We start from the raw sequence: 15,175 nt of genomic DNA on the forward strand, positions 1-15,175 counted from the left end.
AGCTTAGGACCCCAATGGAACTAAGCAAAAAAATTGGACTGGTCCTTGGACCGGTGGCATTTCTGGTATTGAACCTTCTACCTTTTGAACTGGTATCGGAAAAAGGAGACCCTGTAATTTCAGTTGCAGCTTGGATGTTGATCTGGTGGATTACCGAAGCGGTATCCATCTCGGTCACTGCACTGCTACCACTTCTTTTATTACCCATTTTAAAAATACTTCCCATTGCAGAGGTGGGTGCCAATTATGGCAGTCCTATCGTTTTTCTTTTCTTCGGTGGATTTGTGATGGCCCTGGCCTTGGAAAAAGTCAACTTACATAGAAGAATTGCCTTAAATATTATAAGGCTTACCGGGACTACGCCCAACAAAGTAATTTTAGGGTTTATGATTGCCACGGCCACATTGAGCATGTGGATCAGTAATACGGCAAGCACCGTGGTAATGCTTCCCATCGCCGTTTCCGTGATCAATTTATTGATCAACGATGAGGACGGTTTTACAAAAAGTGATCAAAACTTTGCACTCTGTGTGATGCTGGGCATTGCGTTTTCAGCAAATGCTGGAGGCATAGCGACCGTTATCGGGACTCCTCCGAACTCAGTACTCATCGGTTTGTTGGAAAACGAGTACAACACCGAAATATCCTTCTTAAAATGGATGACGATCGGCTTACCATTTTCAATAATTATGATAGGCATCTGTTATCTGGTACTTGTGAAATGGATGTTCCCCAATAAAGATTTAAAGTTTAGTGCATCCAAAGAGGTAATATATGCGGAACTGGAAAAACTTGGACCAACGTCTGGAAAGGAAAAAATGGTATTGGTGATTTTTGCAATAACCGTATTCCTTTGGATTTTCAGAACCTTGATCAACAGTATATTCCCCAATTTAGGCCTTACGGACACCATGATCAGTATTTTCGCGGCCATTGCACTATTCGCCATTCCCTATAATATTAAGAAGGGTGATTTTATCATCACTTGGAAAGATACTTCGAAACTTGCTTGGGGAATTTTAGTACTGTTCGGTGGCGGCTTGGCCTTGGCACAAGGCATGTCTACCAGTGGTATAGTGGATATGGTAGCGGGAGCCATTGCCCAAAGCGAGATCAGCATATTGTTTACAGCTGCCTTATTGATTTTCCTTATGCTTTTTATGACCGAACTTATGAGCAATGTGGCCCTTGTGGCTGTTTTGGCCCCAGTAGTAGCGGGTATTGCCATTGGACTGGACATTCCAATTCTACATTTATTGATTCCGGTAACTATAGCCAGTAGCTGTGCGTTTATGTTGCCCATGGCCACTCCTCCGAACGCTATTGTGTTCGCAAGCGGCTATGTAAAGATTCCCCAAATGGCACGCGTAGGAGTTATTTTAAACCTTATAGCGGTATTATTACTGATCTTGGTGTTCCAGTTTGCCATTCCACTATTGTTTTAAACTAAAAATGCCTCTCCGGGCGGAAAGGCATTTTCACAAACTAACTAACTCAAAAAAATGTAAGAAACTAACTTAACTAACGCTACTCGCTTTTGCGCAAGTGGTTCGTAACTCTTTGTTAGGTACAAAGTTATAACCCTTTTTTGTGAAAATTATTGTAATTAGTTTTTTGTTAACGTCGTGTGGTAAAATGGACACCCGTGCTTGATTCAGCTTTGACAGACAAACAATACAGTAATGTCAGTCAATCGTTTAAAATGTTGAACAATCTGCACCTTTAAAACGGTTTAGCTAATAATTCCTTCGCCGTATTTCCAATGTTATATTTTTGTTAACCAGATATTTATAGGTTTTTCTTAACAATCAAAAAGCCCTCCGAAGAGGGCTTTTATTAACTAACTAACTCAAAAATTTGTAAAATGAAAAACTAAAACATTTTACTAGTTGACCCTTTTGTAGGGATCAAAATTTTCTGGTAGATACTTGTTCGTATCAAAACCTAAATCAATTTCTTCGTCTTCCATATAGTTTACGGAAGTAATTGCGATTACATCAGTATATGGATCAAAATCTGCTGGCAACAAATACTTGCTGTTAATGCCCAATACCAATTCTGTTTCTTCTTCAACATAAGGAATAGCCTTTAAATCTACATAAGCCTCGTATGGAGAGAAATCCTTGGGAAGGTAATCTTTGGTATCAAAACCAAGATCCATGTCCTCTTCCTCCATATAGTTTATGGAATGTACATCCACTACATCTGTATAGGGATCAAAATTTTCCGGCAAATACTTTTGGGTATCAAAGCCCAATGCTGGTTCAACTTTGTTTTCGAGATATATGATGGAATTCAAATCAAAATAGCTTTCATAGGGATCAAATCCCTCAGGAAGGTAATCGGCCGTATTAAAACCTAAATCGACCTCTGGCTCTTCCTCTAAATACACTATTTCATTTAAATTCAACTCATAGGAGGCATAATCTGCCATATCTGAAGTTGAATTGTTCAACTCTGCACCAATATGCAATGAAGTTAAACTGTTCTCTAAACTACCCGGCCTCTCGGTTTGTACCTCGACGACCTTGGCATTTTGTTGGTCATTTGCTATGGCGGTACTACTTAATAATACACTTCCATAAATTAATAATAACTTGTTCATTTTTTGATTGAATTTTATGATTGATGATATGCCTATAAGACTACTCTAAACCCAAAACGTTACAGTATTTAGGATTTTTTTACGAAAATTAAATAGGCGCTGAGCCCAGATATACAGGGCGATTCACTCCAAACTATCAGTAAAACGCAGGACTCCCAAAGGTTAGGTGGTTACGTTAAAAAAGTAACCGTTAATATTTATTTAACAGATAATTTTGTCTAATTTTTGGTTCTTTGATGCTTCTTATTTATTCAAACGGACTTAAAAAATGATCAAAAATTTACTACCTCGACTACTTGTGGTCCTAATTTTGTTGGGTTCCTTCCAAACTGCGGAGGCACAACTTTTCAAAAAGAAAAAGAAACAGACCGAACAAAAAAAGGAAGACAAGAGCAAACCAGGTGATATAAAACCTTATAATAAGGTCATCACCAAAGAAGCAAAGACCGACAAAGGTCTATTCGATGTCCACACGGTGGGCGACAAACGTTTTTACGAAATCCCAGATTCACTTTTCAACCGTGAGATGCTCATGGTCAGCCGAATTTCCAAAACGGCCACGGGAATTGGATTTGGTGGTGGAAAAATCAACACCCAGGTATTGCGCTGGGAAAAAAAGGACAAAAAAGTATTGGTACGCGTAGCCTCTTACGAAAATGTGGCTGCCGACTCCCTGCCCGTTCACGAAGCGGTGGTAAACTCAAATTTTGAACCGGTACTGTTCTCTTTCGATATTGAGGCCATCAACAAAAAAGACTCGTTGAACCCAGCCACCGTTATAGAAATCGACCCGATGTTCACCAAGGACGTAAAAGCGCTTGGTTTCCCTGATGGCTACAGAAAACGATTTAAAGTTACCCGATTGGATGGTGACCGAAGCTACATCGAATCCATTAAGAGTTATCCTTTAAATATTGAAGCTCGCCACGTTAAAACATACCTATCTAACGATCCACCGAGCAATTCCAGCTTGGGATCTATTTCTTTGGAGATCAATAATTCCATGATCCTATTACCCAAAGAACCCATGAAGCGTCGTTATTTTGACGAACGCGTAGGATGGTTCGCCAGAGGACAAGTAGATTATGGTCTGGACGCCCAAGAAAGTAAAACGGTTACCTACCTAGATCGCTGGAGATTAGAAGTAAAAGATGAAGACATAGAAAAATACAAGGCTGGAGAACTAGTTGAGCCCAAAAAACCTATTGTATATTATGTGGACCGTGCCACCCCTAAGGAGTGGGTCCCTTATATTAAACAAGGTATCGAGGATTGGCAAGTAGCTTTTGAAGCTGCAGGTTTCAAAAATGCCATTATCGCAAAAGACCCTCCATCCCCTGAAGAAGACCCGGAATGGTCCCCAGAGGATGTTAGGTATTCCGTGGTACGTTATTTGGCATCACCCATTCCAAATGCAAACGGTCCCCACGTAAGCGATCCGCGAAGTGGAGAAATCTTGGAATCGGACATTAACTGGTACCATAACGTAATGAGTTTGCTACGTGGTTGGTATTTTGTACAGACAGCAGCGATTAATCCAGCTGCACAAAAAACGCAGTTCGAAGAAGAAATCATGGGACGTTTGATTCGTTTTGTGTCCTCTCACGAGGTAGGTCACACTTTAGGATTGCCACACAACATGGGAAGTAGTGTTGCCTATCCAGTGGATTCATTGCGTTCTAAAGCCTTTACTCAAAAATATGGAACGGCACCATCCATTATGGACTATGCACGTTTCAACTATGTGGCACAACCTGGCGACGAAGGTGTTGCCCTTATGCCAAACATCGGGATTTATGACAAGTATGCCATTAAATGGGGATACAAGCCAATTTTGGACAAAACGGCCAAAGAGGAGAAACCAATCTTGAACGGTTGGATTTTGGAACACGCTGGCGACCCTATGTACCGATTTGGACATCAGCAAGTAGGTGATATTCACGACCCAAGTTCACAAACCGAAGATTTGGGAGATGATGCGATCAAAGCGAGCTTGTACGGTATCGAAAACCTAAAGCGTATTGTTCCAAATTTAATTGAGTGGACCACCGAAAAAGGTGAAAACTATGATGACCTAGAAACTATGTACGGACATGTGGTAGCACAATTCCGTAGATATATGGGCCATGTTTCCAACAATATCGGAGGTGTTTACGAATATCACAAAACAGCGGACCAAGAAGGAGCCGTTTACACTCATGTGAGCAAAGAACACCAAAAAAATGCCATGGAATTTATGCAAGAGCAGCTTTTTGAAACACCAGAATGGTTGATTGAGCCGAACATATTCAATAAAATTGAGTATTCCGGTTCCGTGGAACGAATTCGATCTACCCAAGAGCGTTACTTGAATACGATGCTTCAATTGGGCAAATTGGCCCGTATTATCGAAAACGAGACATTGAACGGTGATGAAGCTTATAGTTTGGTGGAAATGATGCGTGATTTAAGAAGAGGAATCTGGTCCGAGACACGAAACGGAAAAACCATCGATACCTATCGCAGAAATCTTCAAAAGGCACATATCGACCGTTTGGAGTACTTAATGACCGCCGATAGTCAAAGAAAACTACCAGATTTTGGAGGATACAGAAAATCCACTCCGATCAACACAAGTCAATCGGACATACGTTCGGTGGCCCGTGCAGAGCTCAATAACCTAAAAAGGGATATTAGAGGTGGATTGTCCAGAATTTCAGATACAATGAGCCGCTACCATTTGCAAGATGCATTGGAGCGTATAGACCTTATTTTGGAGCCTGCCAAGTAAGCAGATTTAAAATCAAGCATACATTAGACAAGGTGTAACCGAGATTATTTTCGGTTACACCTTGTTTTTTTTACCCTACACATCTGATTAGGCCTGTTTCACAACATAGCGCTGAAATTCCCGTACGGTTTGATTACTTTAGTAATCCCAAATCTCAACATCATGACCTACAAGACAAAAAGCTTAATCTACTTTTTCTGTTTCGTGGCCGCCGCTACTCTCTACTATGTAGTGGACAAACACGATGAATTTCAAGATCATCTCAATTCAGAAACCTACGTCGAGACCAATTTTCAGGATGCCGACGAGTTTGATGATGATACTACCGAAGATTTGGAAGAAGAACTCAAGTAATTTCCCAAAAACACATTGGTACTGTTAAAAGCGTCATAAACATCGCTCTAATGGTTAAACCTTTGGCGCAGCCATTTGTCCAAAGAACAAATCATTAAAGTTAGAATTATGAAACGATTTGCAGTAGTATTGGTTATGCTGATGAGTATTGGTATGGCCGCACAAAGAAACGATGGCCACAGAGCGAGAAAAGGTCCAAACATGGACATGACAGCGGAACAAACGGCCACCTTGAGAACAAAACACATGACCTTGGCCTTAGACCTGACCGAGGCACAACAGGATAAGGTGTATGAGATCAATTTGGAAAATGCCCAGTTAAGACAGGCAAAATGGGATGCACTAAAGGCCCAAAAAGAAAGTGGCGAATGGAAAAGGCCAACTACTGAGCAACGATTTGAAATGGAAAACGCACGTTTGAACAGACAAATCGCAGTTCAAGGAAAAATGAAAAAAGTACTGAATCCTGAACAGTACGAGACATGGTTGGAACTGCAAAAAAGTAGAAAAGCCATGCACGGCAAAAAGAAAATGGAGGAGAGAGGGCGAAGACGATAGTGTTTTTTGTTGATTTTAAGAAGCCGCGCCTGCCATGGTCGCGGTTTCTTTTTTTATCGCTATTTTAAACGATATTTTTATATATCGGTTTTTTTATCGATATTTGTATTAATCGCTTAATTAATCGATAAATGATAGCCGTACTCACCGGAGACATCAAAAACTCCAAAGACCACGAAGCCAGCACATGGCTGCCTATTTTAAAACAGGCTCTTGGGCACTATGGCAACGAACCTATCGACTGGGAAATTTACCGAGGAGACAGCTTTCAATTGCGAACAGCTCCAGAAATAGCTTTGGAGGCCGCCATTTACATTAAGGCCAGTATTAAACAAATCCGGCAAATGGATGTGAGGGTGGCAATCGGTATTGGACATCAGAACCATTTGGCAAAAAAAATAACGGAATCGAACGGAGAGGCCTTTGTACATTCCGGAGAATGTTTTGACCAATTAAAGAAACAGACCTTGGCTTTGCAATCCGCTTCCACAGATTTTAACGAGGCAGTGAACACCATGCTACAGTTGGCCGCACTTACCATGGACAATTGGTTGCCGGCCACAGCCACGGTCGTAAAAACCACCATGGAACATCCGGAGGCCACCCAAAAGGACCTAGCTTCCATGTTGGGAAAATCACAAAGCACCATAAGCGAGGCATTGATCAGAGCAGGATTTGATGAAGTCCAAAAAATGATCCAATTTTACAGAACACAACTCGCCCAATTATGATGCTCTTAGCCCTAAAACTGATTCTGGCCCATTTTCTAGGGGATTTTGTACTTCAACCAGCACATTGGGTTTCCGATAAACTGGAAAAAAAGGGTAGGTCCAAATATCTCTATTTACATATCGGGGTTCATGCCTTAGCGCTGTTGTTGCTCATGCAATTTGACTACTTGGGGCCTATTCTCTTCATTGTCGTAACGCACTTTTTAATCGATTTGGGCAAATTGTCCTTGACCAACCCCAAAAACTACAGATGGCTCTTTGTTGTGGACCAAGTACTTCATTTGGTGGCATTGGCCATTGCCTTGTATTGGATGTCTCCCTTCACACTGGATTTGTCCAGTATTTATTCCGAAAGCACCTTGCTCATTATAACATTTCTGGCTTTTGTCACCTACGTATCGGGTATCATTATGCGTATGTTGCTCGCTCCCTATATTGATGAAATCGCCAAAAACGACGAACCTGGCGAAGGCGGTTCCTTAAAGAATGCAGGCACCTACATCGGCATGTTGGAACGCTTGTTCGTATTCGGATTTATTTTAATGCAGCAATGGGCGGCCATAGGGTTATTGATCGCGGCCAAATCCGTGTTCAGGTTTGGCGACCTCAACAAGGGCAAAAACAGAAAACTTACCGAATACGTGCTTATTGGCACCCTTTTAAGTTTTGGACTGGCCATTCTCTCGGGTATGCTGTACCTACATTTAGCTCAAAACCTATAAAAAAGAAACCGTCCCAAAGGGACGGCTTCCTTCCGAATAAAGAATCTATTTGGTTTAAACACTTTGGACCTTAAGCCCTTGGCATTGCACTATGCCTTTTCCAAAGATAACTAAAATTATTTATTTAGAATCGTTTTAAATTGTTTAATTTTGCCATCAGATGCATTAAGGTAAAGTGTCAAGGCAACCTTTTATCCCTTAGCATTTAATTGAGTTAGTTTAAGTGAAAGCGGGACAGTGTTCCCGCTTTTTTTATCTGCTTTTACGACACTAAAAAAATGGATAGCGTTAAATACAGCTTCAAAAAAGGGTTAGCTTGTCTAAAACGAAAATTAAATGATGGAAGACATGGGAGTTATATCAACAGACGATAGAGAAATAAAACTTTTTTACAATGGCGACACCAACAAAGGACAACAAACCTTTGCCTACCTTAAGTCCAGTAAAAAGGATGTTTTAAATATTGACCTATCCAAAACAAAGGTAACAGCCACACAATGGGCCAAGCTGGCTCAACTTCTGGATAAACCGATCAAAGAACTGGTCAATTCCGAGCATCCGACCTTTATTGAGGAATACGGCAAAAATCCGGACATTAAAAATGATGATGACTGGTTAAAAATCTTGGAAATCAATCCCAAGGTACTGACCCAGCCGATATTGGTCAATGGTGAACAAGCCATGCAAATCGACACACCTTCCGAAATTATGACCTTTTTGGAAGAAACTATGGAGAGCTGATCTTTAGCCTAACTCCATACTAAACACACCATTAACACATATGCCACAACGCACAAGAACACGCTACATTAAAATTACCATTGCCATCCTTACATTATTGATGGTAGCCGGTGTTGTGGCACAATTATATTTCACCCATCAAGTAAAAGAGATGCTCGGTAAGGAAATACCTCAAGAGCTTCATCTTTCTTACGATCAACTCAGCACCAATGTGCTCTTGGGTAAAATTACACTTACCGAAGTGTCTTGGAAGAACTCAAAAGAAAATATAGCGGTACAAGCAGCATCGGTATCCATTTCCGGTTTACAATATATTCCCCTCTTGCAGCATGGTGACATTATAGTGTCCAACGCGGAAATGACTTCACCCAGCATCACCGTTCACAAAAAAGAAAAAGACACTACTTCTAAAAAAGACAAAAATGGACCATCCAAATCTATTTCGATCAACAACTTTCAAATACACAATGGTAGTTTTAAACTGTTGGAAGCACCTTCAGATAGTATAATCACACTTCAACAAATAGAATTTACCCTGAGCGATATTCATTTTGACCAAGAAACCGCTGCGGAAAAAATACCCTTCACCTATGGTGATTATTCATTCCAGACCAAAAACGGATACTACGACCTGGGACCATTGGAACACATCAAATTTGAACAGTTACAGCTATCCCCCGACGATGGTGAAATATCAGGATTCACATTACAAACCAAGTATTCCAAAGACGAACTTTCCAAAAGGTTGGCCTTTGAACATGATCATTACGACCTCTCGGTTCAAAAAATATCCCTTAACCAATGGAATTATGGCATTGAAGGTAATTTGCCCTTCTTCCATTTGGAGAAATTGCAGTTACAATCACCGTCCTTTCATGTATACCGAGATAAATTATTGCCCGATGATGTGAGTCACAAAAAGATATACAATCAGGCGCTCCGTGACCTAAAAATGGACCTACAAGTGGATTCCATTACCATCTCCAAAGGATTGATCACCTACGAAGAACGTTTGGAAGCCGATGTAGCACCGGAAAATTTGAGCTTTACCCAGATTGATGCCACAATAAACAATCTACATACCCTTGGCAATGGCAATATTACCATTGCTGCAGATGCCAAACTCATGGACAACGGACAATTGGAGTTCGAGTGGGAGTTCGACCCCCAAAGCAAATCAAACGACTTTTTGGCCAAAGGTTCGCTCACCAATTTTGAATCCGAAAGCATTACTCCTTTTTTAAAAACCAATTTAAATGCCGAGGTAAGCGGCACCATACAGCAAATGTATTTTACCATAAGTGGCAACGAACTGGAATCCCAAGGGGATATGAAAATGAAGTACGACAATTTTGAGTTCACTGTGTTAAAAAAAGACCGCTTGGGGGTAAACAAACTACTTACGGCTGTGGTGAACCTGTTTACCAAGGATGGCAACAAAACCGATGATGACGGTTTTAGGCACGGTGATTTTAAAGTGGAACGCAGACAGGACAAGTCCTTTTTTAATTATTTGTGGATCAATTTAAAAGAAGGGCTGGTTCACACCATGACGGGCCGGGGCAAAAAACGAGATTGAATAAACTATGGCTAAGAAAAAAATATATAAGCGCAAGCGATATGTAATCCCTCTGATAATTTTAGCGCTATTGATCGGGCTACGATTGGCACTCCCCTATATCATTAAAAACTATGTGAACAAGGTATTGGCAGATATCCCCGGCTATCATGGCCAAGTGGAAGAAATAGACCTGTCCCTGCTTACGGGTGCCTATACCATACATCGACTCTATTTGAACAAGGTGAATGCAGGATCACAAATTCCGTTCTTACATTTTGAAAAAACCAATATTGCCATTGAATGGAGTTCCCTTTTTAATGGGAGAATAGTGAGTGAAATCAATATGACAGGTCCCGAAATGATCTATGTATTCGAAGATCAGCAAAAGGAATCACCAGAAAGTGCCGATGTGGAAGATTGGACCAAGGCACTCACCGACGTTGTGCCCATAGATATAAACAAACTGGAAATTCACGACGGCAAGGTGGCTTTTGTACAGCTCACGGCCGACCCCAATATAGACCTGCATTTGGATAGCCTGGAACTTTACGCCACCAACCTTCGCAATGTAGTACGGCAAGAAGCCCAATTGCCCAGTAACCTATCCGCCGATGCCATTAGTTTTGGTGGAGGCAGTCTTCATTTAGAAGGCCAGATGGATTTGGTGAAGCAAATTCCCGATATGGATTTGGCGCTGACCTTGGAAAATGCGAACGCCGTTGCCCTCAATGATTTTACCGACCACTACGCAGGCCTTGATTTTGACCAGGGAAATTTCAGTCTTTACAGCGAAATGGCCATTGCCGATGGTTATATGCAGGGTTATATGAAACCCATTATCAAGGATGCCAAACTCATAGGTAAGGACGATGCCTTTTTGGAAACCCTTTGGGAAGGTTTTGTCGGTTTTTTTAAGTTTATCCTCAAGAACCACAAAGAAAATACCCTTGCCACCAAAGTACCCTTGGAAGGTGACTTAACCGATGTGAACACCAAAATTTGGCCTACCGTGACCAATATTTTTAAAAATGCTTGGATCAAAGCGTTTCAAGGCATAGTAGATGATGATATCGAGTTTAAAAACGTTCAGGAAAAAGCAAACGAACAAAAAGACGACAAGTAAAAGCCCCCTTAACCTGCTACCTTTAACCCTTTACCTTTTAACCTTTTCTCACCTACCATTTTAACCAAAAGCTTACTGCTTTTAGGCACAATAATGCAAACTGCACAAAACTTTTTATTTTTTCAAGATGCATGAGACCTCAATTTACTGATATTTAGTATTTTGTAATCAACAACTGCTTCCCCCAAGATTTTATAGAGAAAGATTATGCCTTGTTCACATCGAAACATGTAGGCAATAAAACACTATAACCATAAACCTCTTCAGATGAACAAAACCATTCCAACCAAAAAAGCGGACCATTACTTTTTCTCGATAATGGCTATTTATTATTTAGTTACGGCCTTCGTCGGTTTTGGATACTCTTCAACACAAATCGTTTCCAATGGAGGGGAGATTCCTGTAAGGGCAATCATCCATGGAGCATTAGGCGCTATCTGGTATACGCTTTTCTTTCTACAGGTTGTATTCATCGTCTTTAAAAAGAGACAGTTGCACATGAAGCTTGGCAACATATCGGTACCTATAATTTTACTCATTTTTATAACAGGGATATATGTGGTATTGCTACGTGAACCTCTTGCTTTTGAGCCTGCTCCATTCGCCTTTATGGGAAGTGAGTTGGCTCTGATGCTCATGGGGGTCATCTATGTAGTTCTTGGGTATAAGTACAGATATTCCACACATTACCATAAACGGTATTACCTAATGAGCATTATTATTTTAAGTGGTGCAGGTATTCTTCGATTTTTTGGTTTTCTGAACGTTGAAATGTTCAATTCGTTGGTCATTATCTATTTTATACCGTTCCTGTTACTGTTCCTGTATGACTTGATTGCATACCGCAGGGTTTTTAAAGCGACTTGGATAGGGTTTCTAATTTTTATGATATTTCAATTTGCATTAGCTGGTGTTTTTAGCATGTTGGCTGATTATCTTAGACCATTGATGAACTCTTAATTTTCATGACAACAGGTGTTGTGGAATACATCCAAATGAATTTCTAACCCAAGCTTTAGCGCTAAAGGCAAAATGCTACCTTAACCCTTAAACATTGTCAATTGTTCATTGTTAATTGCAAACTGTAGAAAATCCCTAGTTTTTTTAAGGTTTTTATACAGCCCTATTCATTTGAATATTAGTAGCTTGCAGGCTCAGCCCCCATTAATTTAATGCAAATCGTATTGTATCTGTGACCGGATGTCATAGGATTACCCCCTATACCTTTTAGTCAAATTGCTAAGAGGTTACAAGCAGATTGGCCTCCAACGTCAAAACATTTGAAAGCCAAAAAAAGACACCAAAAATAATTGGACGAGTATTCGAAAATCGAAAGAGTAAATCAAATAAATACCAATTTAAAATGAAAAATTTATTGAAACTGAGTTCCATTCTAATGCTAATTATTCTCTGTTATGGTTGTAGTAGAGAAAATGAAGTTGATATTCCACAAGAACAGATTATTTTAAAATTTGAATTGAACAACACGACGACAAATAAATCAACAATACATTCCGTAACCACAGGCATCAATTTTGAAAACAATTTACCTAAATTGGTTTCAAAAGAGTTAACAGAGGTTGAAGCCGTGGATTTTAACGGGCAAGTAACTTATGCCTATGTATTAAAAAGTGAACAAGTACATATAAAAGGGCAAGCAAGTTTAATATCAAAATGTTCTGCATCGGTTAGTGTTGGATATGCATATAATGGTTCCTGTTTTGTTTATGGAGCATTAATAACTGGAACCGATTGTAGTTCATTATTTGTTGCTTGCGGAATTAATTGCATCGGATTTGATGATGTTTGTCCAGGTTGGAACGAAGGATATGCCATAAACCCAGAAATATGAAATTTTTTAGTATCGTTTTAATTTCCCTGTTGAGTTTGCAGGCATGCAAAAACCAAAAAAGTTATAGTGACATTACCATTGGTAATACTGATGATTTTTCCAACAAGAATCCAAATACTGAACAATCTATGGTTTTAAGGGAATTGGAAAATTCAAAAGAAAAATCTCGAACAAAGGTTCACTATAAGGATAGTGTTTATTCGTATGTTGATTTTGTAAAAAGCATTGGTTGGAGCAATGTCACCCCCGTTCGAATTATTAGGGACTCCATCGAAATCAAATCATACCATATTAAAAATTGCAAAACCCTTATTGTGGTCGAATAAATAATTAAAATTCCAATTGATTATAAAAAACTCTCATCCCAAAGAAAAGTAGCATATTTAATAGTGCTATAAATTGGGATAACCATCCCCTTGCCTTCGCCCACTACCTATTGCTAATTGCCAACTGCTCATTGTTTAGTGTTTATTGCAAATTGCAGAAAATCCACAGTTTTTTTATGCTTTTCCGTAATACTATTGGTTTAAAAATCAGTAGTTTGCCATGCAGCCCTTTCCCCTAGAACTATACAGCAAGTAGCTATGATTTGCATAAGAATGATCAAATTAATCCATAGTCTACCACTATGGATGTATATGCTTAGGTTTTATGGGTATATATTGAAGTTGTATGCCATTTGAACGAAAAACCGATGAAAAACACAAAAGACAAAATAAAAAGAATAAAAGTGGATTCTCTTTACGGCAAGAAAAAGCATTTTAATGCGGCTGACCGAAAAGAAAAAAACACTTTTGGATAGGAATTCCATTGATTGTAATTAATGTCCTGACAGGCTCTATTTTGTTTTATGTTTTAACAGATGGCGTTACCAATTGGGTTAAATACATTCCATTAGTTTTAGCTTTAGTTGCAGCTCTTTTAAGTGGATTTCAGACATTTTTAAATCTTCAAAAAAAGGTTGAGGGTCATAGAAGAGTTGGAAACAAATATTTAGCCATTATGAAAAGATGTGACAGACTTCAAGCATATATTGAAGATGACGCAATAAAGGATAAACATCTAATCGAAAGTGTTGAGGAAATTGCAAGCGAAATAGAAGATATAAATAAAGAAGCTGAATCGTTCCCTTCGAATAAATCTGATTATGAACTTGCTAAAAAAGGCATTGAATCAGGAGAAGAATCATATACTGAAAGCGAATTAGAATTATAATATGGCAAGTTCAATAGACACTTATTTAAGAAACTTATCTTACTCTTTTTATTTAAAAAAAGATTCATCCGAAATCGCTAGAATAAATGCCTCAAAAGACAATCTTTTAGCAAATCTGGATAAAGAATTAGGTGTTTTGATTAAGAGGCGATTTGTTTTTGGGTCTTATGACAGAGACACAATTCTTCCACGTTCAGTTGACAGTAAATCTGACATAGACATTATGGTTGTATTCAATCATACTCAATATGAAAGAACACCAGAAACTTATCGTAGATGGCTAAAAAATTTCGGGGATAAATATTATAAAGACCGCTATGGTTCTGAAGTGGTTAGGTCATTTCCAACGGTAACTATTAGACTTGGAAATATTCATTATGACCTTGTGCCAGCTAAAGAAGAAAGTACATATTTATGGACTTCAACTTTATACATTCCTGGAGCTTATGGTTGGCAACCAACCGACCCGAGTGATGTAAAAACTAAACTTACAGAAGCAAATACAAAATACAATCAAGTTGTAAGACCAATTATTAGGCTTATGAAAGCTTGGAATTGTACAAATGGCTATCCATATGACTCATATAAATTAGAACTCTTTGTCACAGGCTTGAACTTTTATGGAGATAATGTGGAACGTGGATTTTTCTACGCAGTTGGACAACTATCGACTGAATGGAACGATTCGCAAACAAAAAAAGATAAAGTAACCAGTTTAAAATACAATATTGGAAAGGTAAAAGAATGTTTAGATAATTATGATGTTGATGGAGCCAAAAGATGGCTACACAGAATTTTACCTTATGGATAAAATAAAAACGGCATACAACAATGGCTATAAACAATTGCTATTACTGGCTTATCCTGAAAATTCCGCAGGAATTTTCAGCTTGTCGTGTACTTGCAAAAGTCAGTGCTAACCCACGCAACTGTTCATAGCCGA

At 39.2% G+C, this 15,175-nt stretch carries 14 protein-coding genes and 1 pseudogene; 14 read left to right on the forward strand and 1 reads right to left on the reverse strand.

Annotated elements, in window-relative coordinates; translation table 11 throughout:
* Window positions 1-14 precede the first annotated feature (14 nt).
* Window positions 15-1,445, forward strand: a complete 1,431-nt coding sequence (locus PY091_RS17960) for an SLC13 family permease (RefSeq protein WP_275650871.1) — start codon at window positions 15-17, stop codon at window positions 1,443-1,445.
* 440 nt (window positions 1,446-1,885) lie between these two features.
* Here PY091_RS17960 and PY091_RS17965 read toward each other — a convergent pair whose 3' ends face one another.
* A complete protein-coding gene (locus PY091_RS17965; RefSeq protein WP_275650872.1) occupies window positions 1,886-2,605 on the reverse strand; it encodes a hypothetical protein in 720 nt (239 codons plus the stop codon).
* A gap of 268 nt (window positions 2,606-2,873) precedes the next feature.
* Between PY091_RS17965 and PY091_RS17970 the strand changes: the two genes are divergently transcribed.
* From PY091_RS17970 to PY091_RS18030, 13 genes and pseudogenes are all read left to right on the forward strand, one after another.
* Complete coding sequence (locus PY091_RS17970; protein WP_275650873.1) at window positions 2,874-5,375, forward strand: zinc-dependent metalloprotease; 2,502 nt, start codon at window positions 2,874-2,876, stop codon at window positions 5,373-5,375.
* A 162-nt stretch (window positions 5,376-5,537) separates the two neighbouring features.
* Window positions 5,538-5,729, forward strand: a complete 192-nt coding sequence (locus PY091_RS17975) for a hypothetical protein (RefSeq protein WP_275650874.1) — start codon at window positions 5,538-5,540, stop codon at window positions 5,727-5,729.
* Window positions 5,730-5,837: 108 nt separating this feature from the next.
* Window positions 5,838-6,287, forward strand: coding sequence for a hypothetical protein (locus PY091_RS17980; RefSeq protein ID WP_275650875.1), 450 nt, complete (start codon window positions 5,838-5,840; stop codon window positions 6,285-6,287).
* A 131-nt stretch (window positions 6,288-6,418) separates the two neighbouring features.
* Entirely contained in the window at window positions 6,419-7,018 is a 600-nt protein-coding gene (locus PY091_RS17985; protein ID WP_275650876.1) for a transcriptional regulator, read from the forward strand.
* The gene (locus PY091_RS17990) at window positions 7,015-7,740 is read left to right on the forward strand and encodes a DUF3307 domain-containing protein (RefSeq protein WP_275650877.1); all 726 of its coding nucleotides are present in this window, start codon (window positions 7,015-7,017) and stop codon (window positions 7,738-7,740) included. Before PY091_RS17985 ends, PY091_RS17990 begins: the two co-directional genes overlap by 4 nt.
* Before the next feature lie 336 nt (window positions 7,741-8,076).
* Window positions 8,077-8,481 (forward strand): arsenate reductase family protein, encoded by a 405-nt coding sequence (locus PY091_RS17995; protein WP_275650878.1) that lies wholly within the window; start codon window positions 8,077-8,079, stop codon window positions 8,479-8,481.
* A gap of 40 nt (window positions 8,482-8,521) precedes the next feature.
* Complete coding sequence (locus PY091_RS18000; protein WP_275650879.1) at window positions 8,522-10,060, forward strand: AsmA family protein; 1,539 nt, start codon at window positions 8,522-8,524, stop codon at window positions 10,058-10,060.
* A 7-nt stretch (window positions 10,061-10,067) separates the two neighbouring features.
* Window positions 10,068-11,165 (forward strand): DUF748 domain-containing protein, encoded by a 1,098-nt coding sequence (locus PY091_RS18005; RefSeq protein ID WP_275650880.1) that lies wholly within the window; start codon window positions 10,068-10,070, stop codon window positions 11,163-11,165.
* A gap of 267 nt (window positions 11,166-11,432) precedes the next feature.
* Window positions 11,433-12,125, forward strand: a complete 693-nt coding sequence (locus PY091_RS18010) for a hypothetical protein (RefSeq protein ID WP_275650881.1) — start codon at window positions 11,433-11,435, stop codon at window positions 12,123-12,125.
* A gap of 403 nt (window positions 12,126-12,528) precedes the next feature.
* The gene (locus PY091_RS18015) at window positions 12,529-13,017 is read left to right on the forward strand and encodes a hypothetical protein (protein ID WP_275650882.1); all 489 of its coding nucleotides are present in this window, start codon (window positions 12,529-12,531) and stop codon (window positions 13,015-13,017) included.
* The gene (locus tag PY091_RS18020; protein ID WP_275650883.1) at window positions 13,014-13,343 is read left to right on the forward strand and encodes a hypothetical protein; all 330 of its coding nucleotides are present in this window, start codon (window positions 13,014-13,016) and stop codon (window positions 13,341-13,343) included. The genes PY091_RS18015 and PY091_RS18020 overlap by 4 nt, the downstream gene beginning before the upstream one ends.
* A gap of 466 nt (window positions 13,344-13,809) precedes the next feature.
* Window positions 13,810-14,232: pseudogene (locus tag PY091_RS18025) on the forward strand (SLATT domain-containing protein); the annotation flags it as partial.
* A 1-nt stretch (window position 14,233) separates the two neighbouring features.
* Window positions 14,234-15,043 carry an SMODS domain-containing nucleotidyltransferase gene (locus tag PY091_RS18030; RefSeq protein WP_275650884.1) on the forward strand — a complete coding sequence of 270 codons (810 nt, stop codon included), beginning with the start codon at window positions 14,234-14,236 and terminating at the stop codon, window positions 15,041-15,043.
* The last annotated feature ends 132 nt before the right edge of the window (window positions 15,044-15,175 follow it).

Origin of the sequence: Flagellimonas okinawensis (genome assembly GCF_029194005.1) — a bacterium.
GTDB lineage: Bacteria > Bacteroidota > Bacteroidia > Flavobacteriales > Flavobacteriaceae > Flagellimonas > Flagellimonas okinawensis.

What these genes read in the sequence shown, in the direction of transcription:
- PY091_RS17965 (WP_275650872.1), bottom strand. Translation starts at nt 2,605, where the DNA reads ATGAACAAGTTATTATTAATTTATGGAAGTGTATTATTAAGTAGTACC.
- PY091_RS18005 (WP_275650880.1), top strand. Translation starts at nt 10,068, where the DNA reads ATGGCTAAGAAAAAAATATATAAGCGCAAGCGATATGTAATCCCTCTG.
- PY091_RS17980 (WP_275650875.1), top strand. Translation starts at nt 5,838, where the DNA reads ATGAAACGATTTGCAGTAGTATTGGTTATGCTGATGAGTATTGGTATG.
- PY091_RS18010 (WP_275650881.1), top strand. Translation starts at nt 11,433, where the DNA reads ATGAACAAAACCATTCCAACCAAAAAAGCGGACCATTACTTTTTCTCG.
- PY091_RS17960 (WP_275650871.1), top strand. Translation starts at nt 15, where the DNA reads ATGGAACTAAGCAAAAAAATTGGACTGGTCCTTGGACCGGTGGCATTT.
- PY091_RS18000 (WP_275650879.1), top strand. Translation starts at nt 8,522, where the DNA reads ATGCCACAACGCACAAGAACACGCTACATTAAAATTACCATTGCCATC.
- PY091_RS18020 (WP_275650883.1), top strand. Translation starts at nt 13,014, where the DNA reads ATGAAATTTTTTAGTATCGTTTTAATTTCCCTGTTGAGTTTGCAGGCA.
- PY091_RS17995 (WP_275650878.1), top strand. Translation starts at nt 8,077, where the DNA reads ATGATGGAAGACATGGGAGTTATATCAACAGACGATAGAGAAATAAAA.
- PY091_RS17970 (WP_275650873.1), top strand. Translation starts at nt 2,874, where the DNA reads ATGATCAAAAATTTACTACCTCGACTACTTGTGGTCCTAATTTTGTTG.
- PY091_RS18015 (WP_275650882.1), top strand. Translation starts at nt 12,529, where the DNA reads ATGAAAAATTTATTGAAACTGAGTTCCATTCTAATGCTAATTATTCTC.
- PY091_RS18030 (WP_275650884.1), top strand. Translation starts at nt 14,234, where the DNA reads ATGGCAAGTTCAATAGACACTTATTTAAGAAACTTATCTTACTCTTTT.
- PY091_RS17990 (WP_275650877.1), top strand. Translation starts at nt 7,015, where the DNA reads ATGATGCTCTTAGCCCTAAAACTGATTCTGGCCCATTTTCTAGGGGAT.
- PY091_RS17975 (WP_275650874.1), top strand. Translation starts at nt 5,538, where the DNA reads ATGACCTACAAGACAAAAAGCTTAATCTACTTTTTCTGTTTCGTGGCC.
- PY091_RS17985 (WP_275650876.1), top strand. Translation starts at nt 6,419, where the DNA reads ATGATAGCCGTACTCACCGGAGACATCAAAAACTCCAAAGACCACGAA.